The sequence below is a fragment of the Streptomyces tsukubensis genome, assembly GCF_003932715.1.
Classification (GTDB): Bacteria; Actinomycetota; Actinomycetes; order Streptomycetales; family Streptomycetaceae; genus Streptomyces; species Streptomyces tsukubensis.
On sequence record NZ_CP020700.1, the window covers coordinates 5,730,358 to 5,755,748 of the forward strand.

Here is a 25,391-nt window from a genome sequence, read left to right on the forward strand (position 1 = left end):
TTGCTGTCTCCGGTGTCGGCGTTGTCAGCGTTGTTGGCGTTATGAGCGGTTTCGTGCTGCGCGCCGCTGACGGGCGACGACGACCGCGGTCGCACCCGCACCGAGCAGTACGGCGGCGAGGGCGAGAATGCCTCCGACACCGGCCATACCGGTCTGGCCGAGGGAACCCTTCGGCGGACGTCCGGACGGTGCCGGGTTGTTGGGTGCCGTCGGCTGAGACGCGGTCGGTGTCGGAGACGGCGTCGGCGTCGGGGACGGGGATGCGGTCGGTGTCGGTGTCGGCTTCACCGGCTCCGGGATGTGCACACCGGCGTCGATCGTGTGATCGACCCCTCCCGGCGTGGCCGGCGCGGTGACCGGGGCGTACCCGTTGCACAGCCGGCCGGTGGTCGGCGGGGTCACATTGGAGTCGTGCACCCGGTCGTCACCGGCGCGCGGCAGAGTGAACCGCAGGTCGGTGGCGTCCGGCCGGCCCGGCACCTTGCTGGTGTCCGCCGTACACACGTCGAACTGCACGGTGTACTTGGCGCCCGGGGTCAGCGTGTAGTCCGCGCCGACCCCGCCGAAGTAGTACTCGCCTGCGGCATCGGTCGTGGTCGTGGCGACCTTCTCGCCCTCGGCGTCCAGCAGGTTGATCGTCGCATCCGGCAGCAGCACGTGCCCCGGATCCTGGAGGCCGTTGCGGTCGCCGTCGTACCAGACCACGTTGCCGATCTGGATCGGCGCGTTCGCCGCGGCGTACGCGATGTCACCGAGGCCACCTGCCTTGCCGAACCCGTTCTGGTTCGGCCCGACGAACTCGTACGCGTTGTTGACCGGGTCGTTGCCGGGGCCCAGACCGGTGGCGACGTTGTAGTAGCCGGTTCCGTTGGTGATGACCCGGCCGGTCGGGTCCATCTGGGTGCTGACGATCCACTGCTGCTGCGGGATGTACGCGACCGACCCCAGCGCCGACTCCTGGTGCGGCCCGGGCCGGGTCGCGGAGCCGCCGTTCGGGAAGAAGTCACCCGGGAAGTACTCGACGACACTGCCGGGCTGCACCCCGTCGAGTCTCGGATCCGTGGCATGGTCGGGGCAGATTCCGGTGCCCTCCCAGTCGTACCCGCCGGTGGGCTTGGCGCAGGCCATGTTGATGTCACCGCCGGACATACCGTTCTGCGGTGTGTCCCGGCCCGGCCTCGGGTCCAGCCCGCCCCAGCTCACGACGTCCATGAACCGGTCACGGAAGCCGAGGATCAGCGATCCGTCGCGGGCGAAGGCCATACTCGCCAGCGCCGGCTGCGGATAGATCATCGGACCGCCGGCGCTGAAGCTGTCCCAGTCCTCCAGATCGGTGTTCCACGGGTTCCAGTACTTGCCCTGCTCCTCCGGGCGGCCGGTGAGCACACTCCCGCGCTCGAAGTCCAGCCGCTGGGACAGCACGGTGGTGAAGTCCTCGCCGTCGTACGTGGCGACGACTGCCTTCAGATCCGCACGCTTCTGTGTGCTCTCCGCGCTGCACACACCACCGACGTACAGCTTGCCGTCGTGGGCGGCCACGCTGAACGGACGCCAGTCCCCGGCCGACGTGCAGCCGGGATCGGGGATCGGTACGGTCTTCAGGGGCGCCGAGGCCGTGGCCCCGGTCGCGTCGAAGCCGACCAGGCTACGGGTGAGCAGGTTCACCGCCCACAGGGTCGAGCCGTCCTCCGTCAGGGCCAGGCCGCCGATGCTCTCCTTGCCCGGTGCATCGGTGAACCCGGCGTCCTTGATCAGGTTGCCGGTGTCGTGCGCTGTCTGCGCGGCGCCCGGGACCGTCGCGAACAGCTTCGGGGCACGCCCGCCGTCGGCCGGCGTGATGTAGATCGCGTTGCCGCCCTTGGGTCCGTACTCGGTGAACCGCCGGGCGAACGCCGACTGGAACAGCTGCTTGCGGTACCGGTCGTAGGCCAGCCCGTAGGTCGTACCCACCTGGTCCTGGGTGTTGAGAACCTCCGGGCACGCCTCCTGCGCGGGACAGGTGCCCCGGGCATCCGTTCCGAAGGCCACCAGCGCCCGGGTGTCCGTCCCGCCCGCACCGCTCTGGATCGGTACGAAATACCGGGATTCGGGCAGTGTGTAGTCGGCCGGGTTCCAGACCCCGGTGGTCACCGAGTCGTCCTGGCCGTCCGAGACGTCCACGAACGAGGTGAAGCTGTCGAAGTGGTTCGGCGCGGTCGAGGCGGGCGCCGCCCGCAGATGGTCACGGTAGGTTTCCGGGATGGTGACGTCGACCCGGTACCGGCCGCCGGTCAGTTCGTTCGACGGCGGGACGACGACCTTTCCGGTGACGTCCGTGACACCGGTGACACGGTTGCCCGCGGGGTCGGTGACGGCGACCCGCATTCCCCGCTGGGGCACGTCCATGGTCGCGTTGATCACGCCGGTGCCGAAGAAGTCCCGCAGTACCTCGACGGTCAGCGTGCCGTCGGGGGCCGCCGCTCCGGCCTGTCCCGCGCTGGTCAGGACCACACCCGCGCCGCCCCCTGCCAGGAGCACGCCGGACAACCCCAACCTCAGTAGTACACCTAATCGCATAGCGCTCCTTTACCTCGCCACAAGCACACACAAATCCAACAACTCCCCCGCAGAGACTACAGTTGACGGCGCGTCATGTCCGGCGCCTGCGGAGTTTGACGCCGCCTCCGCGAGAGCTGTTACCATCGCGCCGCGTGCGGAGCATACGGAGCAGCAGAGCGCGGGACGCCGGTACCAAGCGGCGTCTCCCGGGGCGCGAGACGACGGCCCGGCGTCGCCGATGGTCACGATTAGGCCTGGCAGCGGCCGTCGTCATCGGTATCGCGACTGCCGCGACCGGCGCCTTCTTCCTCCTCGGCGACGACGATGACCCCGCCTCCCCGCGGGCGTTGACCTCGGACGAGGTGAACCGGCTGGCGGTCACGCGGTTCCTCAACTACCAGGCGGGCGGCCGGGCCGTGACGATCACCGTGCCGAACGTCGCCGGAGGGCTGGTCATCACCGGATCCATCGACTACCGCACCCATACGGGTTACGGAGTGGTGCGCGGGACCGGGCGCGATGCGTCCAGCGACGGACTGATCCGGTGGACGGCCGGCACCGTCCTCGTCCGCCCCATGGCGAAACCCCCGGCAGCCGCACCGGCGAAGCCGCCCGCGTCCGGCTGGTACACCCGTCCGCTGCGGACGTCCGGCATGACCCTGGACAGCGCGCTGGCCATCGCGCTCGACCTCGGCAGCAACCGGCCGGACAATTCCGCGCTGCTGCCGCAGAACGGAGCCGCCTGGGTCGGACGGGAGCGGGTGCGCGGCCACCGTACGGACATCATGAAGGGGCCGCGTGCCAGTGCCACGGCCAGTGCCGGCCCCGGAACGGGCACCCGTACGTCACAGACCGTGCGCTACTGGATCGGCTCGGACGGCACCATGTACCGGGTCGAGATCGGTATCGCCTCCGCGCCGCGGCCCGTGGTCCTCGATTTCGACACCAGGGCGTACGTCCCCGTCCAGCCGCTCCCCGGAGCCGCACCGACGCCGCAGCCCTAGCGGCCGCTCATGGGGTCCGGACCCGCGCACCGTTGGCGAGCAGTGACGGCGACGGCAGTGCGATGTCCGCGACGACCGGCAGCGCAGGAACCTCCGGTACGACGGTGGCACCGGCCGTGCCCGCCCCCGGGAACTCCGGCTGGGGGCCGGGTGCGGCCACCTCGGTGAAGGGGATGCCCGGGGGCGCCGCCGGGCGCCGCCAGCTGCCGAAGGGCGTGGGTGAGGTGGCGGGAACCGGGCAGGACGCGCTGGACGCGAGCCCCGCCGGTACGGTCGTCCGGAGTTTGTTCCCCTCCAGGCAGTTGCCCTGTCCCCGGGTGGCGGTGGGGAACGTCCAGCCGATGTCGACACCGTTGGCGGTGAAGGTGTTGTCCGTGATCCGGTTGCGGTCCGCCGTCAGATCGGCGGTCGCCGTGATCACCAGCCCGGCGTTGGTGTGGCCGGTGACCCGGTTGCGGATGAACCGGTTGTCGCTGCCGCCGTCGACGCCGATGCCGATACCCCAGCCGCCGTCGGCCTGTTCGGGGGTCTGCCGCTGCTGGTTGTCCGCGATCAGGTTCCCCGCGATGACGGCGTCGCGCTGCGGGAGCAGCTTCTCCTGGTGGTCGGAGCTGGTGGTCAGTCCGACACGGTTGCCGACCAGACGGTTGCCGACCACATACATGTCTCCGCCGGCATTGGTGCCCTCGTAACCGACCGCATTGAGTTCGGAGACGTTGTCCCGCACCACGATCCGGCACGGCTTGCACTGGCCCACGTAGATGCCCGAATCGGCCCCGCCGGAGGTGTAGGAGCGTTCGACGACACCGTTCTGCGCGGAGAACGCGTAGATGCCGTAGAGGCCGTTGCGGGTCGCCGTCACATGCGACACCAGGAACGACTTCAGCAGGTTGACGGGTTCGTCGCCGGTGTCGTAGCCGCCGCTGCCCGGCAGTCCGGTGACCGCCGCTGCCGAACCGGTGACCAGCACTCCGTTGTGCGTGTTGTTCCGCACGGTCAGATTCTCCACGGCCACCCCGGGCGCCGTGACGACCACGCCGTTCGGTCGCCGCACCTGCCCGTCGATGACCACCCCGGCCCGGGATTCGCCCCGCAGGGTGACGCGCTCCGTGTCGATCCGTACCGACTCGCGATATACGCCCGGAGCCACCAGCACCAGGTCACCGGGGCGGGCCAGGGACACCGCGGCCGAGATCGTCGGGGCGTCACCGGGCACCCGGATCGTCACCCGCGAGCCGTCCGGCCGTTTGCCCTCGCCCGATGCGTCGCCACCACCGTCGCTGCAGCCGGTCACCAGCGCCAGGGCGCCCAGGGCGGCCGCCGTCATGCGAAGAGCCAATCGAGACATGATCCCAGTCTGACACGGCGTCATGCCGCCCGCTGGAAGGTCGAACTCCCTGTCGCCGTACGAAGGTTGGGCGACGGGGGCGGACCGGGTATGGCACTGTACCCCTCATGCATCGCGCCGATCAGCCCCCGTCGCGCCGCGCGTTCCTCGATGTCACCGGCGCCACGGTGGCTACCGGTCTCCTCGCCGGATGCTCGGGGAACTCCGCCCGGCCCGGCCGGCCCGCCCCTTCCGCGTCGCCCGCGCCCAGGCCCGCGCCGGTCCCGGTGACGGGCCGCCATCAGGCGGGTGTGCTGCATCCCGGGACGGCCCAGCCCCATCTGCTGGCCCTGGTCGCGGACCTCGGAGCCACGGTGGCGCCCGGCCCGCTGCTGGCCGAACTCGGCGAGGCCGTCCGCACCCTCGCCGCCGGGTCCGACCCGCGGCTGCTGGGCCTGCCCCCGGGCGATCTGACCGTGACCGTCGGCGTGGGTCCACGGCTGGTACGGACCGCCGGCGCCGCACTGCCCGGCGCGGCCGACCTCCCGCGGTTCTCCCGCGAACGGATCGCCCCGCCGGCGCGCGGCGGTGATCTGCTGATACAGATCTGCGCGGGCGACGCCCTGCTTCTGCCGGTCGTCGCCGCAGCGCTGCTGGACCAGGCCGGGGACCGCGTCCGGGAGCGCTGGCGGCAGCTCGGACGCCGCGGTGCGGAGGTGCCCGTGGCCGACGGCCGCTCCGCACCGCGCAATCTGCTCGGTTTCATCGACGGCATCGTGGGCCCGCACACCACCGCCGAGCAGGAGCGCGACCTGTGGCTGGCCGGACCCCCCGCGGTCGCCGGCGGCACCCTGGCCGTACTGCGGCGCATGGAACTCGACCTGACGCGGTTCGCCGCCCTGCCGGTCGCCGAGCAGGAGGCGGTCTTCGGGCGGCGCCGGTCCAGCGGCGTACCCCTCTCCGGCGGCAGCGTCGCCTCACCCCCCGGACTGGGCGCCAAGACACCCGACGGGCGCTACCTCGTCCCCGTGGACGCCCATGTACGCAGGGCGAATCCCACCGTGGTCGGCGTCGGCCATATGCTCCGCCGCTCCTACAGCATCGACCATCCCGCCCCCGGCCTGCTGTTCATCAGCTTCCAGAACGACCTGCGGACCTTCACGGCCACGCTCAGCCGCATGGACTCCTCCGACGCGCTGCTGCCCTTCACCACCACGACCGCCGGCGCGACCTTCCTGATCCTCCCCGGCTACGGCCCGCGACGCCCGCTCGGTTCCTCGTTGTTCGGCTGACTCCCTGTCCGGGGGCCACCCGTCACAAGGCCCTCAGCACTCGATGATGTTCACCGCGAGCCCGCCCCGCGCCGTCTCCTTGTACTTGACCTTCATCGTGGCCGCCATAGTGATCATGCCCCTGAGCTGCGGCTTCAGGGCGAGACCGGAGGCCCAATCGGCCGCCAGGGACTTCTCAGGGACTTTGCGCTGATCGCCCGCGAGCCAGGAGTCCATGGCCGCCAGACCGCGCCGCCCGGCCCCGGGCATGAAGTGAGCGTAGTGGTCGAGCGTGATCTTGGGGGAGGAGTGCCCGAGCCAGGCCGCGAGGCTCACCACGGACTCGCCGGCCTCAAGCTGCACGCTGGCGTAGGTGTGCCGCAGGACATGGAACATGTCCGACCGCGACGATGCGTAGACGGGGTAGCGGCGGACTCGGCCGCCGTACTCCTGAGTCTTCTCGCCGATCACGGTGAGCAGCCCGACGGCCGCAAGGGCGGGCCGCCAGCTCCGCTCGTTCCAGGTCCTGTAGTAGATCCGATTCCCGTGCGAGGTCGTGAGGACGAGCTGCACGGTGATCGGACGCCGCTGCCGCTCCTCCAGCGCGTTGGCCGGAGGCTCCGGGTTCCGCCAGGGGAGGGTGCACGCCGTCGAGGGGAACCGGCGGAAGTGTGCGCGGGCGCGGGCCGCCAGGTTGGGGGAGAGCGGTATCTCCCGCGTCTTGCCACCCTTGGGCAGACAAAAGTACGGACGCCCTTTCATGTCCCACCGGAGCTGACGCCGGATGCGCACGATCATGTTGGCGAAGTCGAAGTCCTCCTCGGCCAGCCCGAACGCCTCGCCCTGGCGCAGCCCGAGCCCGAGCCCCAGATCCACGGCGAACCGGTAGCGCTCCTGGAGCTGCTCCCGGACGGCGTCGACGGTCGTACGGGCCCACGCCTTGGCCTTCTTCTCTTTGGCGCGCGGGGCCTTGACGCTCTTGTGGACCTTGAGCGGGTTCCGCAGAAGCCGCTGGTCGTCCACGGCGCTGTTGAGGATGGAGGAGAGGTGTCCCCAGATCACCTCCGCGGTCGAGTCCTCGACCCGTGTCAGCAGGGTCGCCTTGAAGGTGCGCAGGGTGGACGCGTCGATGTCCCGCAGTGCCACGTCGCCGAGCAGCGGGATGAGGTGGTTGTTGATCCGACTGGCCATGGGGCCGGCGGTCGAGGGTTCATCGGTACGGCCCGGCCACCAGTGCTCCACGATGTAGTCGCCGACCGAGATCGCACCGTCTCGGGGGTCGATGAACTCACCCCGACGGGAGTCCGTCGTGGCGGTCGCCAGCCACTTCTTGGCGTCCTCACTCGTGGTGAACGAGCGGTCCTGGACCCCCGGTATTCCCTTGACGCGGTACCGCTTGCCCGTGCCGTAGAGGGCGGTGCGCTCGCGCTTGCCGGTCTCCTTGTTCGGCCGCTTCTTCAGCCATCGGTCCTCTATGTAACCGGCCATGCGTTTGGTGCTCCCCTTGTGGTGCGGTGATTCCTTCCGAGTGGGTGTTCAGAACGCTGGTTGGAGCCGGTCCTTATCCCGCATCCGGAGATCTCTTTGAAGGATTTTTCGAGGGGAGTTGTGCTACGTGACCCTGCGCATGCGAGCTTGAGGATTTCGGAGAAGCGGGTCAAGGGAGCGATTCGACCGTGAATCGGACAGCTCTTGGGCCCGCACCCACTCGTCAAGCACGGTGATCCGGTACATGACGCGACGGCCCATGCGGAAGCTCGGCGGGCCCTGGCGTCGATGACGCCAGACGTAAAGGGTGTTCGGGGAGAGCCCAAGATATGTGGCTGCTTGGGGGAGGCTCAAGAAGGCCGGTTCGTGCTGTGAGGTTGCCTGGGGCATAGCTGCGTTCCTGTCGTCCAGCCTTGAGGTGACAGGAGGATGATCCGGAGAAAGGAAGATTTGGTTGGACCGGGCCGTTGGTGGTAGAAGGCCCCTGGTTGACTTCTTGTTGCATGTCTCTTTGCGTGGCTCAGGTCGGATCAGCCGCAGAATCTGAGAGGGATTGGTCAGATCGGCGATGACCTGTTCAGCGCTTGTGATGGCCAAGTTGTCTGCCGAGGCCAGATGGTGCGGTAGTGACCCACACAAGGCTGAGTAACCCCGCCGCAGCGTATTCCGGCCAGCCCTTCTCGTTTGCCGAAGAAGAGTGGCGACCACCGATAGCGTTCCGGCGTACTCGCACCGAACACGTACGAACGAAGGACACCCTCATGACCTATACGACGGTCGGCTCCGACGAGGCCGCACGGCTCCGCAACGAGGTCGTTGACCGGTTGGTCGCGGACGGCGCGATCTTCTCCCCGGAGGTCGAGGCCGTGATGCGGAAGGTTCCCCGGCACGCGTTTGCCCCCGAGGCGACGCTGGGGAAGGCGTACGCGCCGTACTCGGCCGTCATTACCAAGACGGACGAGCACGGCCTCCAGCTCAGCTCGGTGTCCGCGCCGCAGATCCAGGCGATGATGCTGGAGCAGGCCCTGGTCCGACCCGGGATGAGGGTGCTGGAGATCGGCTCGGGTGGTCTGAACGCGGCCTACCTCGCGGAGCTGGTCGGGGAAGCGGGCGACGTGGTCACCGTGGATATCGACTCCACCGTCACGGACCGGGCCCGTCGGCTGCTGGACGAGCACGGCTGCGGCCGGGTCCGCGTGGTCTGCGTCGACGCGGCGGAGCCCTTGGACGACCTCGGTACGTTCGATCTCGTCATGGTGACTGCGGGTGCGTGGGACATCCCGCCCGCGTGGACCGAGCGGCTCACTCCCGGCGGGCGGCTGGTGGTACCGCTGAGGATGCGCGGGTTGACCCGGTCCGTGGCCTTCGTCCGCGTCGACGATCACCTGGAGAGCGAGTCCGCGTTCGTCTGCGGTTTCGTCCCCATGCAGGGCTCGACCGCGCACCGGGAGGAACTGCTGCTCGTCGCCGGAGCCCCGGAGATCGGGCTGCGGTTCGACGACGGTCTGCCTGCCGACCCGAGCCTGCTCGCCAACGCCGTCACTACGCCCCGGGTGGAGCTGTGGACCGGGGTTGAGGTCGGTCGCGGCGAACTCGTCGACACCCTCCAGATGCACCTGGCGATCACACTGCCCGGCTTCTGCGTCATGACGGTCGACCCCGACCTGGACACCGGGATCGTCACTCCCTCGAACAGGTCCTTCTCCCTCGCCGCCGTGGACGGCACCGACTTCGCCTACCTCACCGTCCGCCGGACCGAGGACGACAAGGGCGTCGAGTACGGCGTCCACGCCCTCGGCCCCACGGCCTCCGGCTTCGCCAAGATCGTCGCGGACCACGTCCGCGCCTGGGACCGCGACCGGCGCGGCGGCCCTAACCCGGTCTTCCGCGTCTATCCGGCTGGCACCCCCGACGCGCAGATCCTGGCCGACCGAATCATCGACAAGGTGCACAGCCGGATCTCGCTCGCCTGGCCCCCGGCGTAGACGCCGGAGATCAGGGCGTCCCGCACCACCCTGGAAGGGAAGGTTATGAAGCCAGCCTTTGGGCCGAGGTCTCACGTGTTTCCTCAGGGGATGTGGCCAGGGGCGTCTGCCAGTGAGTCGCGAAGCCATGCCCAAGCCGAATCGGCGGCCTCCTTGGCACCCAGAGACCCGAAGCGTCGATCGCCTGGACGTCCCAATAGAGCCGTGAGATCGCTACCAGGTCAACTATCTTCGGTCCCAGCCAAGAGGGCCAGCACGCGCTCGACGGAAGGGTTCTGATCTTGCTCCGTGTCCCAGCGGTGAAAGATCTCACCGGTCAGTTCAGCCAGGCCGTCCGGCAACTCTGCGGATCGTAGCGCTTCCGCGATCTGATCCATCTCGGGTGCCCAGCGCCACGCGCGGGCCGCGACGCTCGGCAGGTACTCCGGTGCCGAGAGGATGTTGGAGGACATGCCTCGTGCTTCCTCGGCCAGAAGATCGGATACGCCATGTCGTGCCGCGAGGGCGTGCGAGATCGCGGCCAGAACCCGGGCCGATCGCTGGTAGCTGGTGAACGCCAACTTCAAGGCCGACGCAGTACCGGGATCGGAGCCGACAGTACGGACCTCAACGTCCGTTCCCGCGAATAGGCTGTCCACCAACGCCACCGTGCCCGAGTCGCCGGCCAGGTAGATTCGGGCGCTTCTGCTGGAGCCCGATGACGGTCCGAAGATCGACCCGTCGAGCACTGAGCACCGAGCGGGCATTCTGCTGCTGATCCGGCGTACCAGTTCCGGGGTGATGGGATTGGCCTCCACGAAGACGCCCTCGTAGCCCTGCTCAGCTACCGACTTCGCCGTGTCCTCGGCAGCGTGAGCTGGGCAGATGGACAGAACTATGTCGCTGCCGAAAAGCGCTTCGCCGAGCGTGTCACGCGGTTCAAGGCCAGCAGCCGCAGCCCGCGCCCGGGTTCGCGGGCTGCGGCCGGTCGTCACCCAGCGGACTCGGTGCCCATTGCGCACAGCCGCGGCCCCGATGGTGGACCCCATCGAGCCAGGGTGAAGAAGGGTGACGGTGGTCATGCCGGGCCTCCCGGCGGGAGTTCGCGTGCGAGCCGGTCCTGGTGGGAGATCAGAGCCTCCCGCAGCCCGATGCCCATGGGGGAGTGCCCGCTGGGATGGGCCGTGAGCTGTCGCCCGAACTGCCCCAGGCGCTTCCGAACGCTCTCGATACGGCGCTGCCCGTTCACCTGGATCACCTCGTGCACCTCGATCGCGGCACCTTCGAGGTCGCCCCGCCCCATGCGGGCGACCGCCAGGTCCATCCTGGCGAGGCTCAGCTCCCCCAGTCGCACCTGGCCGGCGGGAGCGGAACGGAAGTCGGCCACAGCCTGCTCGGCCATGGTCTCGGCCTCGTCAAGGCCCGAGCTGCCTCCCAGCCAGAGCTGGGTGGTGCTCGCGCAGTAGAGCTGCTTCCCGAGCGGGAAGGCCATCATGCCCGGGAGGGCGTCCTCGCTGGCCTGGTCCCGCAACCGGTCGGCTTCGAGAAGGGCGGCGAGAGCCTCGGAGGACTGCTGGAGCTGCCCGTGGGAACGGGCCTTGATGCTCGCCAGCCGGATGGCGGCAGTACCGTGCTCCGGTACGTACTGACTGCCCGCCTCGGCGAGGCGTACGGCTGCCTCCGGCCGTCCGTCCCAGTAGGCCATGAGCGCCTGAAGGCCCCGCACCCATGCCCGAAGACCGTTGTGGCCGGCGGCCTCACCGCACAGGAAGGCGGTTCTCGCCTGGGTCTCGGCCGCCTCGTACCGCCCCAGATCGAAGCTCGCGTTGGCCAGTACGCCGCAGAGCGTCCCAGCGGCGAGATAGAGATCAACTGTTTGGTCGGGACGCTGGTGCCCTTCGAGCAGTTCGAACGTCCGGTTGCGGAGTCGGCGCACCTCGGAGAAGAGGGACTGGACTGGACGATTCGGATACGTGCTGACGACGCGCCGGATGTCGGCTTCCAGTTGCTCCAGTGTCGCCGGGCCGACATTGCTTCCCTCGACGCGCGCCGCGAAGTCCGCTGATTCCTCGGCTGCCGCCATGACCATATCTTCACCCGGTACGGCATGGTCCATACCTGCCGCGTCGCTGACCCCCGCGCTGTCAGTGGGTTCCGTCGTGACGGAGGGCGAGAGGACGGGCGGCTTGAAGAGGGCGTCCACCGGTGTGGGCCGGAACAGGTGTTCCAGGATCCTGCGGGCCTCGCGTCGGGGCTGCCCCTTGAGGTCGCCCCGCAGCCATCGGTTGAACTGCCGTACTTCCACCCGGGCGGTGGCAAGGCTCGGCGGCCCCTCCGCCACGGACAGCTCGCGGGCCGCCGACGCGTAGCGCCGGGCGAAGACATGGGGGTCCGTCCACCCTCTCTGCTGGATCAGCAGACTGAACAAGGTCGGGCTCGACCCCTCCATGGCGGTCCCTCCTACTCGGTTCAGCCCCACGCTAGGCGTCCGCTTTCCGTGGAAGAAGTCGCGGGCCTCCCGTGGCCCCAATCCGACCTGGAACGACTCGATCAAGGCCGGATACGGCAGCACAAGTCCCGGCAGGACAGTCGCTAAGTCCGGCACCCGGCGAAAGGCTGCCTCCCCTACCGACGGTACGAACGCCGTCGCGGTGAGTGCCCACGATGGTTCGAACACAACAAAGGGAGGCGAGAAGTGTGATCTTGCTCCGCCGGACATCGCTCCCTGCTCCTCCGGCGCAGAGCTGTATGCCGCCCGTTGGCTTCAGGCGCCAGGCTCCCCCGGACCTGATGGTCCGGCTGCTGGCCGCCTTACAGCTGGACCTCTACTCGGTCACCGAGGTCTACGACGACCTCAACGACCTCGTCGGGGAGCACGCCACGAACGAACCCGGGACGGAAGCCGTCCAGAGGCTGGCCGCCGCGCTCGACCACATCCTGCTCCGAATTCAGGCACCGGAACTCGCGGTGCGCTGCCCGCCAGACGTCATTCATCGGGCACAACGAGCAAGGGAATGTGCGCATTCGGCGGGTGCTCGACTCTCCGTGGCCGAAGCCCGGGGCGTGGCGCTGGCCGTCCTGAACCTCCTCGATCTGGTGGGTGAACAGCTTTGAACACCGATCCGTGTCCCGGTACCGGAACTGTTGAAACTCAGGTGAGCCCTCCGGACCGGAGCGCCCCTCCCGCTCAGGTGCTGCCGCTCGGCCCGGACTGCCTTCCCGACGAGGTGCTCATCCCCCGTCCCATGGCGTCGGCACTGGTCCTGATGGACAGGGGGCGGCTGTGAGTACGCCCTCACACGCAAGTGCCGGAAACCGGCGGCACCGAGTTGTCGTCTCCGTCCTCCACCCGATGCGCGCGCTTCGCGCCGGACATCGCAAATCCCTGAAGGCCACCGGCTTTGGTCTGGTGAAGATCTTCGGCATGTTCCTGTTCTTCGTCGGCTTCTGCGGATGGCTGGTCAGCCAGTTCGCGGCGCTTCTGTAGAGCGGTCCGCTCCGCCTGCCCGGACCCCCGCGCTTGTGCCGGGCAGCGGAGCGACCTCCGGGAGGCGCTTCCCATCGCGGTTGGCATTGGCGACCGCACCGCCAGGTGCCGTCTGCACCGAAGGGCGCGCTTCCCTCGTGCCGCCGACGCGGCACGAACGGGCCCCGGCTGCTGGGAGGTCAGCTCGCGGCCGGGGCCCCTTTTCCCTCGTTAGTGATCGGAGTACCTGTGAGTTTGCCGCGTTTCGGCGAGCGGACCTTCACCCTCATGACCGCGAACCTGGAGCACGACGGTGGTCCGGACGAGGACGGCGCCCCTCCTCCGAGGTGGATCGAGGCCCACGAAGCCGTCTTCGCGCCGTTCAAGCCCGACGTGCTGTTCCGGCAGGAGGCGACCTACAGCCACTTCCACGGCCGGCGCCGACTGCACACCGCCGAACGCGTGCTCGGGATGAGGGGCTTCCTCAGCGCTCCGAGGTCCAGCCGGAACGCCACAGCACTGTTCATCCGCCCGGACGTGCTCGACGTCCTGGAGCACCACGAGCACCGGGATCCGTGGCGGGCGCCGCCGACGAACATCGTCGCCCGGCTCCAGGGCGTGCAGAACCCGCTGACGCTGATGTCCTGGCACTGCGGGTTCCCGACCCCGAGCGGCCGGGTCCGGGAGGCGGAGGAGATCCTCGCCGTGGCGGACAAGACCAAGAAGGGCTGGGGTTTCGTCGGAGCGGGGGACTGCAACGAGTACCCCGTCCCCGTCGGTGAAACGGTCCCGCCGATCGACTGGGCCAGCCCTGACGTCACCGACCGCGTCCACATGATGCAGCGGAGCATCGAAGGGCCGGACGGGTCCCGGGTGAGCTGCACGTCGGTGGACAGGCTCCTTCTCGGCGCGGGTCTGCACGACCCGGCCCGGTACGCCGCCCACCACCTCGACCAGCCGCGAGCGCTCGCCGCGACGGCCGGACACGCCCCGTCCGCGAAAGGGCAGGGCGGGCCGCGTCGGATCGACCGGCTCTATCTCGATCCCTGGCTGGTGCAGGCGGTCCTGGAGGTCTTCACCGTGGACATGTCCGGGGTGAGCGACCACCACGCCGTCGTCGCAGTGCTCTCCTACAGCAAGGCGGTGGAGGCTTTGGCCCGGTCCTTCGAGCCGCTCGCCCCGGTGGAGCTGACGCCGACGGGCGGTGCCCGGTGAAGCTCGCACTCTCCAGCGAGGGAACGGTCCTGCGGCCCGCGGACGATGCCCGGTGGACCGGGGACGTGCTGACGGCTCCCTCGGCCGGTGCCCAAATGGTGGGCACCTACCTGCGGGCCCAGCGCCGTCGGCGCGGGCTGCTGCTGCGGGACGCGGCCCGCGCCCTGGGATGGACGACCGGGGCGGCGGCCCGGCTGGAGGCCGGCCAGGCCGTCCCCTCGGCCGATGCTCTCCAGCGGCTGCTGACCTTGTACGGGTCCCCGGACACCGGTGACGCCGTACGCCCTCTGTGGGACCTCGCCCACATCGGCGGGGACTACGCGGCCGATGTCGCGCCCGGCTGGTTCGAGCGGGTGGCCGGCTGCGAGTTCGAGGCGGACCGGATCACCGCCTTCTCTGCCTGGAACATCCCCCACCTGGTGCAGACCGAGGGCTACGCGACGCATTGGTGGACGAACACTCCTGTCGGACACGTACCGCAGCCGGATGCCATCGCCGCCCGGATGCTGCCCGCCAGCCGCGACAAGGAGGTCCTCCTCCTGCTGGAGGAGACCGTCCTGTTACGGAGGTCCGACCCCGCGGTCATGACGGAGCAGCTCGACCATCTGCTCGACCTGGCGGAGCACGCCCGTACGAGTATCCGGATCGTTCCCCTGTACGCCGGGGTGGTCCCGCCGCACGGCACCCTCACCGTGCTCGGTCTGCCGAACGGGCGCTGTCTGCATGTGGAGGAGGCTGCTGCGACGGTCTACTCCACCGGTCGTCCGGCCGCCCGGCTCCAGTACGTCATCGACTCCGCGGTCGCCGCAGCTCTCCCCGCGGGCACCAGCCTCGACCTGATCCGCCGCACCCGGGCAGCCTGCGCACAGGAGGCAAACCAGTGATCGGCACCAGGACTACAGCACGGGCGGCTGCCGTCTCCGCCAGCGGCGCCCTGCTCTGGCCGCACCAGGAGGAAGCCGTGGCCGCGATCACCCGCGCGCTGGGGACCGAGGAGCGGGTCACCGCGGTGATGGCGTGCGGGACGGGCAAGACAAGGGTGGGCGCCGTCGTCGCCCGGGAGACGGTGCCGGACGGCGGGATCGTGCTGATCGCGGCCCCGCTGCTCGAACTCCTCACCCAGACCGTCCGGGAGTGGCGGCAGGTTGTCGGCGATCGGGGCCTCGGCAGGGTGATCGCGGTGTGCTCGGACCCGGCGGTCGCCCGCTACCACCAGGGCGACCTGGACGACCAGCGCGCTACGGTCACGACCGACGGCAACCAGCTCGCCCGCCTCGTCCACGACGCCAGCGGGCGCGTGACGATCGTGTGCACGTACCAGAGCCTGGCCGTGATCACAGCGGCGCAGGACGTCGGGATGCCGTCGATCGGCCTGGTCGTCGCGGACGAGGCCCACCGCACCGCAGGCTCGGCTTACAAGGCGTGGGCCGCTGTCCACGACAGCGGGCGGATCGCCGCCCGCCGTCGGCTGAACCTCACCGCGACACCGCGGATCGAGTCCTCCGACACCGACGTCATCAGCATGGACGACGAGAAAATCTTCGGCCCGACGGTCTTCCGGCTCCCGTTCGGTGAGGCGATCAGGCTGGGCCTGCTGGCCGACTACCAGGCCGTCGTACCGGTCATCACCGACGACCAGGTCCGGGAGATCACCCTCGCGGCCAGCAAGCAACCGGACTTCTACGAACTGGGCGCCTCGGCGCTCGCCCCTCAGATGCTCGCCACCCAGGTCGCCCTGCTGCGGGCCGCCCACCAGCACGGCCTGCGCAGGATGATCACCTTCCACAACCGGGTCTCCGATGCCCGCTGGTTCGCCACCACCCTCCCGCAGACCGCCGGACTCCTTCCTCCTGGGGACCGGCCGACCGCGGTGTGGGCGGACTACGTCCACGGCGGGCAGCCCCTCGACCGGCGCCGCCGCATCCTGGACCGGCTCCGCGGTACGGACGACTCCTTCGGCGTCGTCACCAACAGCAGGGTCCTCGGGGAGGGCGTGGACGCCCCCACCGTGGACGGCGTCGCCTTCATCGACCCCCGCAAGTCAGCGATCGACACCGTCCAGGCCGTGGGCAGAGCCATCCGCCTCGGCCGCCATGCCCGCGGGCAGAAGACCGCGGCCGTCTTCGTCCCCGTCCACCTCAGCCCCGGACAGGACCCCGAAGCCGCCCTCAGCACCTCCGCGTTCGGCCCGCTGTGGCAGATCGTCCGCGCGCTGGCCGCCCACGACGACGGCTTCGCCGCCAGACTGGACCTCCACGGAACCGGCTCCGGCAGCGAGCCCGGCGGAGGATACGAGCTGCCCGACTGGATCCGCCTGACCGGCATCCCGGTGACCTCCCGCTTCACCCAGGCCATCACCGTCCGTGCCCTGGGCAAGGTCGACCCCTGGGAGGAGTTCATCTGGGCCGCCACCGCCTTCCGCGAGCAGTACGGGCACCTGGTCATCCGCTACAACCACGTCACCGACCACGGCTACCCCCTCGGGATCCGTGCCGACCGGACCCGCCGGAGCCGCGCCCTCGGTGAGCTGAAGCAGGAACGGCAGGACCAGCTCGACGCGCTCGGCATGGTGTGGAACCTGCGCGACCACGACCAGACCGTCTTCTTCGAGGCTCTGCACCACTACAAGAAGGAGCACGGCGACCTCAACGTGCCCTACGACTACACGGCGCCGGACTCCGCGCCCGGCCCCCGGAACCTGGGCCGGTACGTCCAGCGCTACCGCCGGGGCGAGGGCGACCTCGGCAACCCCGACACGGTCGCCTACCTCAACAGCATCGGCTTCATCTGGGACGCCATCGAATACCGCTACCAGCAGTACCTCCAGCTCGTCCGGGACTTCCGCGACCGCCACGGCCACGCCGACATCCCTCAGAGCCACATCGCTCCAGGCGGGGAGAAGCTGGGCACCTGGGCCAGTAACAGGAGAGTCGAGGCCCGCAAGGGCAAACTCGCGCCCGAGCGCGTCCGGGAACTCCTCGACCTCGGCGTACCCCTCCCCGGCCGCTCCCCGGAGTACGGCCTGTGAACACGACCTCCACCCGCGCCCGCGCGGTCACCTGGAACCTCTTCTGCGGCGGCCTCGCCCCTGACGGCTCGGCGAAACGCCTCGCCCGGCAGACCGAGATCCTCACCCGTCTGCGCCCGGACATCCTCGCCCTCCAGGAGTGCACCGGCTGGAACGACCAGGACCAGCGCCGGCTACTCGACCTCGCGAACACCCTCGGCATGGTCCCGGTCGCCATGGAGCGGTCGCACGTCGGCGATGGCCGCAACTTCACCGCCCTCCTCCACCGGCCCGACACCTTCCACCTGGTCGGACGCCGCCGCCTCGGCGAACAGGTCTTCCACCACGCCCTCATCCGCGCACGCCTCCGCCCCGCCGGCGCCACCGACGACACCAACGACCTCTTCGTCTTCGCCACCCACCTCGCCCACACCGACGGGGACACCCGTCTCCGCGAAGCCCGCTGGCTCACCGACTATGGCGACGACTTCCCCGGCAGCCCCAGCAGGGCCATCCTTCTGGGTGACCTCAACTGCTGCGGCACCTTCGATCAGGACCCGGGCGACTGGGGCCGGACACCCCGTAACCTCCACTCCCGGTACCGGCTCGTCACCGACGACGGCAGCTTCGGCGGCATGGACCGCCGGGCCGTCCAGGTCCTCCTGAACTCCGGATGGACCGACCCCCAGACCACCACCAAAGAACCCCGGGACGCCACCGTCGGCTACTGGTGGGACAACGAACAGGTCCCCCTCCGCCTCGACCACATCCTCGTCCGCGGACTTATCCCCACCTCCTACCGCACCCACGACACACCCGGGGCACGCTCGGCATCGGACCATCTCCCCGTCGTGCTCGACTTCGAGGTGAGTACATGACCAAGCCATCGCCCGGCGGCGACGGGACGCCCGCGGTCGCGGCCGGCGTGATCCTCCGGGACGGATGCCTGCTCCTCGTCAGACGACGGGTGCCCGAAGGGTCACTCACCTGGCAGTTCCCGGCAGGGAAGGTCGAGCAGGGCGAGTCTCCCGAGGACGCCGTCGTACGGGAGGTGAAGGAGGAGACCGGCCTTGTCGTCGCGGTCACGGAGCAGCTGAGAGAGCGAATCCACCCGGGCACCGGCGTCCGCATCCTCTACTTCGCTTGCGCGATTCGGTCCGGCACCGCCCATCGCGCTGCCCCCGACGAAGTTGCGGACATCAGCTGGGTGCCCCTCCGCGACGTCTTCCACTATGTCCCCGACGGGTTCTATCTGCCTGTTCAGCAGTACCTCGACACCACCGCCACCCAGCCCGCGCCGAGAGGTCCATGCAAGAAGGGGTGACCGTGCAGATTCAGCCGAACTCCACCCGCAACCGTGTTCTGCCGCGAAGAGGACCGTCGAGGGGGCCGCGACCTGGCTAGCGTCGCAGACGGCCAGACCAGGCCCGCACCCCTGGACGATCCGCTACTACCCAAGGAGTCACGCATGACCGCGATCGACACCGAGAAGCCGGTGGCCGAAGACCAGCAGACTGTCGGCGCTGTCGATGAAGCCGACCCGTTCGGTCTCGACATCAGCTTCATAGAGGGCACGCCCGCGACCGAGACCGTCTTGACGTGCACCACGGGCGACACCTGTGGCTCGTCCTGCCCGAGCGCCTGCGTCACCTCGTAGCCAATCCGGCTCAACAGCGTGGGCTGGGCGGAGCGGTCCGTCCAGCCCCGCTTCACCAAGAACGGAGTGTGGTGATGACACGCGTACGACTCAACCGGTACCAGGGCGCCGGGGGAGCCATGCTGCGGGCTGCGGTGAACCTCAATGAGCCGGAGATGCCGCCGTGGCCGACATTGGCAGCGCCACTTGAGGACTGGCGCTCATGGCTCGCCACCGTGTGGGCCGATGACACCTTCCGGCTGGCGGTGTCGAGCGCCAGCCCTGATCTCGCCCGCCGGACGGAGTCCATCCTCGCGGGCCGGAATCCGAAAATACGGAGAGTTCGGCGGGCGGCGCTGGCCCTGGCCCGGTACGCGATCCGGTACGCACACCGCCCCACCCCGTACGGCCTGTTCGCCGGTGTCGCGCTGATCGAGTTCGGCGGTACGGCTGAGGTGCACATCGGCAACCGGCACCAGGCGGCTGACCGGCCGGACCCGGTCGTGCTCGACACGGTGATCAGCGGCTGGGAGGCGGACGGCGAACGGATGGCCGACATCGAGGTGTGCGTCAACACCCTCGCCCAGCGGCGCGGTGGACGGGTCTTCGTGCCGTCCGAGGGAGCCTCCGAGTTCTCCCTCGCTCTGACCCCTGCGCTGGTCCTCGTCCTCTATGCGGCGCGCGCCCCGATACGGAGCGCGGCCTTGGCCGTCAAGCTCTCGGCCGAATTCCCGGACACCTCCGAACACGACCGGACCAAGCTGATCGGAGAACTCCTCCGGGTACGGCTCCTACGGTCGGCGCTGCGTGCGCCCGCGACGGTCACCGACCCCTCCGACGTCCTGCCGCCCGCCCTGCGGGAGAGGGCCTGTGGCACCTCGGCGGCTCCGGATCTGCGGCTGGACGCTGCGGTGCGGCTGCCCCAGTCGGTGTTGACGGAGGCGGAGACCGCTGCGACCGTTCTGGCTCGTCTTGCCACGCATCCGAACGGCATCTCTGTTTGGCACCGCTGGACCGAGCGGTTCATCGAGCGTTATGGCGAAGCCGCCGAGGTACCGGTGGAGCTGGCGACGAACCCCGAGGAGGGGTTGGGCTTCCCCGACGGATTTGGCAGCGTCTCCGAGCCTCCCCGGCCCATGACCCTCCGCGACCGACTGCTGCTGGGGCTGGCCGGCACAGCGGCAGTCGAGGGCACCCGTTCGGTCGCCCTGTCCGGTGCGATGATCGAGGAACTGGAAGCCGCTGCGGGCACTCCTGCCGTCACCGCGCCCCACCTCGAACTCGGTACTGCTCTCCAAGCCCGCTCGGAACAGGCTCTGACGCGCGGGGACTTCCGTCTTCGAGTGTCCACCGTCTCCCGCTCGGCCGGTTCGATGACGGGCCGGTTCTGGCACCTGTTCCCAGGGACAGGTGCGACGTACACCAAGCTGCCCACGGTCGAACCCGGCGCGGAGTTGGTTCAGCTCTCCTTCCACGCCGGTCGAGTGCCTGCCGACCTGCTCACCCGCGCCCCTCGCGTGCTGCCCAGGATGATCAGCCTCGGAGAGTTCCGGCACCCCGGCGACGGCGTACTGTTCCCGGCCGACCTCATGGTCGGCGTGCGGAACGGCCGCCTCTACCTGGCGGAGACGGCCACCGGCCAGCACCTGGAGACCCTCACACCAACCGCCCTGAATTTCCTGTGGAACAACTACACCCCGCCCCTGGCCCGGTTCCTGGCCGAGATCAGCCGGGCCGCCGCCCCGCAGGTCACCTGGTTCGACTGGGGCGCGGCCTGGACCCTGCCTTTCACCCCGGCCCTCACCCACCGCCGGTCGATCCTGGTGGCGGCACGGTGGAAGGTCCGCGCCCGCGACCTCCCCGGCCGAACCGCGACGACGGCCGAGTGGGCTGACCGGCTCCGCGCCTGGACAGTTCGGTTCCGAGTCCCGGACCGCGTGCTGCTGGCAGAGGACGACCAGCACCTTCCGCTCGACCTGCGCCGTCCCAGGGACAGAGACCTGCTCCGCGCCCACCTGGTCGCCAGCCCGATCGGCGTCGCGTCCCTGTACGAGGCCCCGCCGCCCGACGCGGACGGCTGGATCGGCGGCCGGGCACACAACCTCGTCATCCCCCTCAAGGCGCGCTCATGACGGCCATTCCGGTCCCACCTGGGACTCAGGACCTCTCCGAGGGTGCCCTTGGGACGGCGCTGCTGCACATCGAGCGCGGCGACCTGCCCGCCGCTCGGCGTGAACTCGCAAAGGCGATCGAGGGTGGCGTGAGCGCCGGGGCCAACGCGTCGCTGTTCCACGGTGCCCCCGCACTGGAGTTCGTTCTCAGCCGCGCCGGTCGCGCGGGCGGCGACGTCCGCGACGCCGTCGATCGGGTGGTGGACGCCCGGCTCGCCGCCGCCCGCCGACGGCAAGAATCCGGCGCGCTGCCCCATCTCGCGGAGTTCGACCTCATCCGCGGCCTGGCCGGACTGGGCGCTTTGCTGCTGGCCCGGGGTCCGGCGCCCTCCCGGCGCGCGGACGTACTGACCTATCTCGTCTCCTTGTCCCGACCCACCCCCCTCGAAGATCGGAAGCTGCCAGGATGGTGGTCCGCAGAGGGACCTGACGGCAAGGAGATGAGCGGCGGACACGGCAACAACGGCGTCGCGCACGGCATCGCCGGGCCCTTGGCCGTGCTCTCTCTCGCCCACCGGGCCGATGCCCATGTGCCGGGCCAGCTCGACGCCATCAAGGTCTTCGCCGACTGGCTCGACGCGTACGGCGGCAGCTACTGGACCACCCGCGCCCAGATGGACGCGGACGAGCCACCCGCGCCGGAGCCGGCCCGCCCGTCCTGGTGCTACGGACTGCCCGGCATCGCCCGCGCCCAGCAGCTCGCCGCCCTCGCCCTGGGCGACCCGGTCCGACGGCAGGCGGCGGAGGACACCGTCGTGCGCACGCTGAGCAGCCCGGTGCACCTGGCCCGGATCACCGACGCCACGCTGTGCCACGGCTGGGCCGGGCTCGTGGCCCTCGCCCGAGCAGTCGCCGCCGACAGCCCCACCCCGGACCGCTTCACGCCGCTGGTCACGGACCTGAATACGCGGCTGGCCGGTGATCTGCCCCGGCTCGCCAAACCAGGGTTCATGGAGGGCCGCAGCGGCGCACAACTCGCCCTCGACGGTACGGACTCCACCGGCTGGACCGGTGCCCTGCTGATCACCTGACTCGTACGGCCCACCAACAAGGAACCCCTCATGGACCTCAACGACGAGAACCTCCCGGTCACCCGAGAAACGGACTGGTGGCACGCCACCGTGGCATTACCCGGCGACGCGGTGAGCCCCGAAGCCGCCCTCACCCTTTCGGCCGCATTATCCGGACAGCGCTTCCACTTCCTCCGCAAGGACGGCGGGCTGCGGCTGCGCACCGAGCACCCGGCGGCCGAACTGCTGGACCGCCTCGCCGCCGACCAGATTGTCAGCGGCTGGGTGCCCGGGGTCTACGAGCCGGAGACCGAAGCCTTCGGCGGGCCCGAGGCCATGGACGTCGCGCACGACGTGTTCTGTGCCGACAGCCGGGCCGCCCTGGCGGAGACCGGGGAGCCCGGCGGACGAGAACGCAGTGTGCTGCTGCTGTCCACCATGATCCGCTCGGCCGGTCTCGACCCCTTCGAAGCCGGAGACGTCTGGGCCAAACTCGCCGCCCTCCGCCCGCCCGTCACCCCGCCCACCGGCCCGGCACTCGACACGGCGGTCAAGGCCATGCGACGCCTGTTGAACGCCGACGCCGCCCGGCGCCCGAACCCCGAACCGGACTGGGCCGACCGCGTCGCCGCCTTCGCCGACGGCGGCCTCCGACTGCGCCGCCTCGCCGCCGACGGCCACCTGATACGCGGGCTGCGCGCCGTCCTCGCCCATCACGCGATCTTCGCGTTCAACCGTGCCGGAGTGCCTGCCGCCGAACAGGCAGCCACCGCGTGGCTGGGCCGCCACGTCGCCTTCTCCGAAGGAGGGGCACCCGACGTGTCCGCCCACCGAGCCCCGCACCCCGGACCTACCCTCGCTCGAATGGAGACCACCGTGACACCCGATTCCTCCTCCGCCACCCTCCGCGAGGCACTCGCGGACCGCCTCGTCGCCAGCGGTCACCTCCACACCCCCGCTGTCATCGACGCCTTCCGCACCACCGACCGACACGAGTTCCTCCCGGGCGTCGATCTGGAGTCGGCCTACAAGGAGGACGCGGTGCCGATCAAGCACGACGAGGACGGAGAGATGATCTCCTGCATCTCAGCGCCCTCGATCGTCGCCACCCAGCTCGAACAGCTCGGCGCGCGGCCCGGCCACACGGTTCTGGAGGCCGGGGCCGCCACCGGGTACAACGCCGGCCTGCTGGGCAAGCTCGTCGCCCCGGGCGGACACGTGTGGACCGTGGACGTGGACCCGGATCTGGTCGAGGGCGCGCAGAAGAACCTGGCCCAGGCGGGGGCCAGCAATGTGACCGCCGTGCTGGGGGACGGTGCCGCCGGTCTTCCCGAGCACGCTCCCTTTGATCGAATCCAGTTCACCGTGGGCGCGGGCGACGTCCCGGTGAAGCTCCTCGATCAGCTCGCCCCCGGCGGCCGACTGGTCCTGCCGATGCGCATCCGCGGCAGCATCTCCCGCAGCTTCGCCTTCGAGCGCGACGGCGACAGCTGGAAGACCGTCTCCTGCGAGATGGCGACCTTCATCCCGCTGCGCAAGGGCGTCTGCGACGACATCTACACCCGCGTACGCATGGAAGGGGAAGGCACCGTCCATCTGGAGACCTTCAGCGAGCAGGAGGTCGACCGCGACGCGATCCGCACCGTGCTCGACCAGAAGCAGTCCAAGGTCTACACCGGGGTGAAGCTCCGCCAGGGCGACCCCTTCGAGTGGATGTACCTCTACCTCGCCTTCGTGCTGCCCAACGGCCTGTCCCGCCTGCCCGGCCAGCGACCCGGCTTCACCCCGCACTTCGGCTGGGGCTCCATGGCCGCACTCGACGGCGACTCCCTCGCCTACCTGACCATCCGCGAAGGCGAGGACGAGAAGGGCCGGTACTGGGAGATCGGCGTCATCGGCCACGGCTCCCACGCCGCCGAACTCGCCGACCACCTCGCGGGCGAGATCCGCAACTGGGACGAGGGCTGGGGCAACACCGCCCCCGAGCCCACCTTCCGCATGGCCGTCGGCGATGCTCGCCACCAGCTCACGGCAACCGACACACGCTTCGTCATCGACAAGACCTTCAGCCGCCTCGTCGTCGACTGGCCCCGCAAGGGCTGACCCAGTGATTCCCGCGATAGCCAGCCGCATCCCCCTGGTCCGCCGCCCCAAGGCACCGGCGCTCCCACTGGAAGAGCGCATCACCCACCTCACCGGGCTGACCGTCGCGCCCGTCGGCGCGAGCCACCACGACCTGGTGGCCCGCGCCAGCGGGGTCCTCAACTACGCCGCGCTCATCGCCTCCGACGTCGGGATGCCCGACCTCGCCACCGAACTGTGCTGGCGACAGCACCGGACCTTCGCCAAGGCCGGCAACCTGACGGGCGGCATCGCCGTGATGTCACTGATGCCCCTCGTCAACATCTCCCGGCTCCTGACCCGCGAAGGCGACGGCGAAGCCGCCTACGACGTCCTCACCCGCCTCTACCGCGCCGCCCAGAAACGCGGAACAACCGAGATCCACGGCCACACCGTTGATCTCACAGCGCTCATCAACACCGACGCCGACCACCGCAAGGTGTGCGAAGAGCTGTGGACGACGGTGCTCATCGACGGCGCCCGCGCCCTCGCACGGATCGGCCGCTGGACCGAAGCCGCCGACGCCATGAACGCGTACCGCGGTGTCGGCAACCGCCTCCTCGACGGCCGCCAGATCACGATCATGGCCCTCATGGAACGTGGCCTCGATCAACACGCCCTCGACATGATCGACGCGACCGCGCCCACCGAGCCGTGGGAGAACGTCATCGCGGCGCTCCTGCGCGCGCACTGCCTCTCGGCCTTCTCCTTGCTGCCCGGCCCGGACCTGGACCTTGTACTCCGCGAAACGGCGGCACTGCTCGCCATCCCTGATCCCTCGTACGCCGTGTTCCAGACCCGGGCCGGGCTGACCGCGCTCGACCTGCCCCACGACGGGACGGGCGAGCACGTCAGCCTGGTGACTGAAGCCGTCGCCATCACGTCCGCCCTCGACGCGTACGCCGCACGCGAGACGCTGCACCACCCGGTTGCCCGGGGACGCCTGACTCAAGTGCAGCAGCAGAGGCTCGGCGTGGTTATCACCGAAGCGGGACTCGCGAGCGGGGCCCTGGCCGCCGATCACCTGCACGCCGTAAACAGTGCCGTGGAGATGGCCGAAGCCGCGCTCGCGAGGCTGCTCTAGACTCCGCGCGAGGTCATCCCGTAGGGCACACGGCGAGGGCAGAACGTCCGCCGACGCTCAACACGGTCCCACGGCGCCGTGCCAGCCGA

At 69.9% G+C, this 25,391-nt stretch carries 21 protein-coding genes; 15 read left to right on the forward strand and 6 right to left on the reverse strand.

Annotated elements, in window-relative coordinates:
* Window positions 1–39 precede the first annotated feature (39 nt).
* The gene (locus B7R87_RS23765; RefSeq protein WP_078902125.1) at window positions 40–2,556 is read right to left on the reverse strand and encodes an SdrD B-like domain-containing protein; all 2,517 of its coding nucleotides are present in this window, start codon (window positions 2,554–2,556) and stop codon (window positions 40–42) included.
* 260 nt (window positions 2,557–2,816) lie between these two features.
* On the opposite strand from B7R87_RS23765, the gene B7R87_RS23770 reads away from it, so the two are divergent.
* Window positions 2,817–3,542 (forward strand): hypothetical protein, encoded by a 726-nt coding sequence (locus tag B7R87_RS23770; RefSeq protein ID WP_040914120.1) that lies wholly within the window; start codon window positions 2,817–2,819, stop codon window positions 3,540–3,542.
* Window positions 3,543–3,549: 7 nt separating this feature from the next.
* Here the strand turns inward: B7R87_RS23770 and B7R87_RS23775 are convergent, their stop codons facing one another.
* A complete protein-coding gene (locus tag B7R87_RS23775; protein WP_040914100.1) occupies window positions 3,550–4,890 on the reverse strand; it encodes a right-handed parallel beta-helix repeat-containing protein in 1,341 nt (446 codons plus the stop codon).
* A gap of 107 nt (window positions 4,891–4,997) precedes the next feature.
* On the opposite strand from B7R87_RS23775, the gene B7R87_RS23780 reads away from it, so the two are divergent.
* Window positions 4,998–6,161: a Dyp-type peroxidase gene (locus B7R87_RS23780; RefSeq protein WP_006346497.1), complete on the forward strand. Its 1,164-nt coding sequence runs from the start codon at window positions 4,998–5,000 to the stop codon at window positions 6,159–6,161.
* A 33-nt stretch (window positions 6,162–6,194) separates the two neighbouring features.
* Here B7R87_RS23780 and B7R87_RS23785 read toward each other — a convergent pair whose 3' ends face one another.
* On the reverse strand, window positions 6,195–7,628 hold the full coding sequence (locus tag B7R87_RS23785) for a tyrosine-type recombinase/integrase (RefSeq protein ID WP_006346496.1): 1,434 nt from the start codon (window positions 7,626–7,628) through the stop codon (window positions 6,195–6,197).
* Between the two features lie 123 nt (window positions 7,629–7,751).
* Entirely contained in the window at window positions 7,752–8,018 is a 267-nt protein-coding gene (locus tag B7R87_RS23790; RefSeq protein WP_078902124.1) for a helix-turn-helix transcriptional regulator, read from the reverse strand.
* A 371-nt stretch (window positions 8,019–8,389) separates the two neighbouring features.
* Here B7R87_RS23790 and fxlM (B7R87_RS23795) point away from each other — a divergent pair, with 371 nt between their 5' ends.
* Entirely contained in the window at window positions 8,390–9,613 is a 1,224-nt protein-coding gene (gene fxlM / locus B7R87_RS23795) for a methyltransferase, FxLD system (RefSeq protein WP_006346494.1), read from the forward strand.
* Between the two features lie 221 nt (window positions 9,614–9,834).
* Here the strand turns inward: fxlM (B7R87_RS23795) and B7R87_RS23800 are convergent, their stop codons facing one another.
* Window positions 9,835–10,674, reverse strand: coding sequence for an NAD(P)-dependent oxidoreductase (locus B7R87_RS23800; protein WP_006346493.1), 840 nt, complete (start codon window positions 10,672–10,674; stop codon window positions 9,835–9,837).
* Entirely contained in the window at window positions 10,671–12,041 is a 1,371-nt protein-coding gene (locus B7R87_RS23805; protein WP_006346492.1) for a hypothetical protein, read from the reverse strand. The genes B7R87_RS23800 and B7R87_RS23805 overlap by 4 nt, the downstream gene beginning before the upstream one ends.
* Before the next feature lie 341 nt (window positions 12,042–12,382).
* Here B7R87_RS23805 and B7R87_RS23810 point away from each other — a divergent pair, with 341 nt between their 5' ends.
* The 12 genes from B7R87_RS23810 to B7R87_RS23860 all read left to right on the forward strand — a co-directional run bounded on the left by B7R87_RS23810 (window position 12,383) and on the right by B7R87_RS23860 (window position 25,302).
* On the forward strand, window positions 12,383–12,706 hold the full coding sequence (locus tag B7R87_RS23810) for a hypothetical protein (protein WP_130585206.1): 324 nt from the start codon (window positions 12,383–12,385) through the stop codon (window positions 12,704–12,706).
* A gap of 238 nt (window positions 12,707–12,944) precedes the next feature.
* Window positions 12,945–13,079, forward strand: a complete 135-nt coding sequence (locus tag B7R87_RS34170) for a hypothetical protein (RefSeq protein WP_269847465.1) — start codon at window positions 12,945–12,947, stop codon at window positions 13,077–13,079.
* Window positions 13,080–13,346: 267 nt separating this feature from the next.
* Window positions 13,347–14,273 (forward strand): endonuclease/exonuclease/phosphatase family protein, encoded by a 927-nt coding sequence (locus B7R87_RS23815; RefSeq protein WP_100249082.1) that lies wholly within the window; start codon window positions 13,347–13,349, stop codon window positions 14,271–14,273.
* Complete coding sequence (locus B7R87_RS23820; RefSeq protein ID WP_006346489.1) at window positions 14,270–15,157, forward strand: Scr1 family TA system antitoxin-like transcriptional regulator; 888 nt, start codon at window positions 14,270–14,272, stop codon at window positions 15,155–15,157. Before B7R87_RS23815 ends, B7R87_RS23820 begins: the two co-directional genes overlap by 4 nt.
* Window positions 15,154–17,301, forward strand: coding sequence for a DEAD/DEAH box helicase (locus B7R87_RS23825; protein ID WP_006346488.1), 2,148 nt, complete (start codon window positions 15,154–15,156; stop codon window positions 17,299–17,301). Before B7R87_RS23820 ends, B7R87_RS23825 begins: the two co-directional genes overlap by 4 nt.
* A complete protein-coding gene (locus B7R87_RS23830) occupies window positions 17,298–18,158 on the forward strand; it encodes an endonuclease/exonuclease/phosphatase family protein (RefSeq protein ID WP_006346487.1) in 861 nt (286 codons plus the stop codon). Before B7R87_RS23825 ends, B7R87_RS23830 begins: the two co-directional genes overlap by 4 nt.
* The gene (locus B7R87_RS23835; protein WP_006346486.1) at window positions 18,155–18,604 is read left to right on the forward strand and encodes an NUDIX hydrolase; all 450 of its coding nucleotides are present in this window, start codon (window positions 18,155–18,157) and stop codon (window positions 18,602–18,604) included. The genes B7R87_RS23830 and B7R87_RS23835 overlap by 4 nt, the downstream gene beginning before the upstream one ends.
* A gap of 144 nt (window positions 18,605–18,748) precedes the next feature.
* Window positions 18,749–18,937, forward strand: a complete 189-nt coding sequence (locus B7R87_RS23840) for an FxLD family lanthipeptide (protein ID WP_006346485.1) — start codon at window positions 18,749–18,751, stop codon at window positions 18,935–18,937.
* Window positions 18,938–19,011: 74 nt separating this feature from the next.
* Window positions 19,012–21,048, forward strand: coding sequence for a lantibiotic dehydratase family protein (locus B7R87_RS23845; protein WP_063838382.1), 2,037 nt, complete (start codon window positions 19,012–19,014; stop codon window positions 21,046–21,048).
* Window positions 21,045–22,118, forward strand: coding sequence for a lanthionine synthetase LanC family protein (locus B7R87_RS23850; RefSeq protein ID WP_040914097.1), 1,074 nt, complete (start codon window positions 21,045–21,047; stop codon window positions 22,116–22,118). The genes B7R87_RS23845 and B7R87_RS23850 overlap by 4 nt, the downstream gene beginning before the upstream one ends.
* Before the next feature lie 30 nt (window positions 22,119–22,148).
* Window positions 22,149–24,200 carry a methyltransferase, FxLD system gene (gene fxlM, locus B7R87_RS23855; protein ID WP_006346482.1) on the forward strand — a complete coding sequence of 684 codons (2,052 nt, stop codon included), beginning with the start codon at window positions 22,149–22,151 and terminating at the stop codon, window positions 24,198–24,200.
* A gap of 4 nt (window positions 24,201–24,204) precedes the next feature.
* Window positions 24,205–25,302, forward strand: a complete 1,098-nt coding sequence (locus B7R87_RS23860) for a hypothetical protein (protein ID WP_006346481.1) — start codon at window positions 24,205–24,207, stop codon at window positions 25,300–25,302.
* Window positions 25,303–25,391 lie beyond the last annotated feature (89 nt).

What these genes read in the sequence shown, in the direction of transcription:
- B7R87_RS23765 (WP_078902125.1), bottom strand. Translation starts at nt 2,556, where the DNA reads ATGCGATTAGGTGTACTACTGAGGTTGGGGTTGTCCGGCGTGCTCCTG.
- B7R87_RS23775 (WP_040914100.1), bottom strand. Translation starts at nt 4,890, where the DNA reads ATGTCTCGATTGGCTCTTCGCATGACGGCGGCCGCCCTGGGCGCCCTG.
- B7R87_RS23780 (WP_006346497.1), top strand. Translation starts at nt 4,998, where the DNA reads ATGCATCGCGCCGATCAGCCCCCGTCGCGCCGCGCGTTCCTCGATGTC.
- B7R87_RS23785 (WP_006346496.1), bottom strand. Translation starts at nt 7,628, where the DNA reads ATGGCCGGTTACATAGAGGACCGATGGCTGAAGAAGCGGCCGAACAAG.
- B7R87_RS23790 (WP_078902124.1), bottom strand. Translation starts at nt 8,018, where the DNA reads ATGCCCCAGGCAACCTCACAGCACGAACCGGCCTTCTTGAGCCTCCCC.
- fxlM (WP_006346494.1), top strand. Translation starts at nt 8,390, where the DNA reads ATGACCTATACGACGGTCGGCTCCGACGAGGCCGCACGGCTCCGCAAC.
- B7R87_RS23800 (WP_006346493.1), bottom strand. Translation starts at nt 10,674, where the DNA reads ATGACCACCGTCACCCTTCTTCACCCTGGCTCGATGGGGTCCACCATC.
- B7R87_RS23805 (WP_006346492.1), bottom strand. Translation starts at nt 12,041, where the DNA reads ATGGAGGGGTCGAGCCCGACCTTGTTCAGTCTGCTGATCCAGCAGAGA.
- B7R87_RS23810 (WP_130585206.1), top strand. Translation starts at nt 12,383, where the DNA reads ATGGTCCGGCTGCTGGCCGCCTTACAGCTGGACCTCTACTCGGTCACC.
- B7R87_RS34170 (WP_269847465.1), top strand. Translation starts at nt 12,945, where the DNA reads ATGCGCGCGCTTCGCGCCGGACATCGCAAATCCCTGAAGGCCACCGGC.
- B7R87_RS23815 (WP_100249082.1), top strand. Translation starts at nt 13,347, where the DNA reads ATGACCGCGAACCTGGAGCACGACGGTGGTCCGGACGAGGACGGCGCC.
- B7R87_RS23835 (WP_006346486.1), top strand. Translation starts at nt 18,155, where the DNA reads ATGACCAAGCCATCGCCCGGCGGCGACGGGACGCCCGCGGTCGCGGCC.
- B7R87_RS23840 (WP_006346485.1), top strand. Translation starts at nt 18,749, where the DNA reads ATGACCGCGATCGACACCGAGAAGCCGGTGGCCGAAGACCAGCAGACT.
- B7R87_RS23845 (WP_063838382.1), top strand. Translation starts at nt 19,012, where the DNA reads ATGACACGCGTACGACTCAACCGGTACCAGGGCGCCGGGGGAGCCATG.
- B7R87_RS23850 (WP_040914097.1), top strand. Translation starts at nt 21,045, where the DNA reads ATGACGGCCATTCCGGTCCCACCTGGGACTCAGGACCTCTCCGAGGGT.
- fxlM (WP_006346482.1), top strand. Translation starts at nt 22,149, where the DNA reads ATGGACCTCAACGACGAGAACCTCCCGGTCACCCGAGAAACGGACTGG.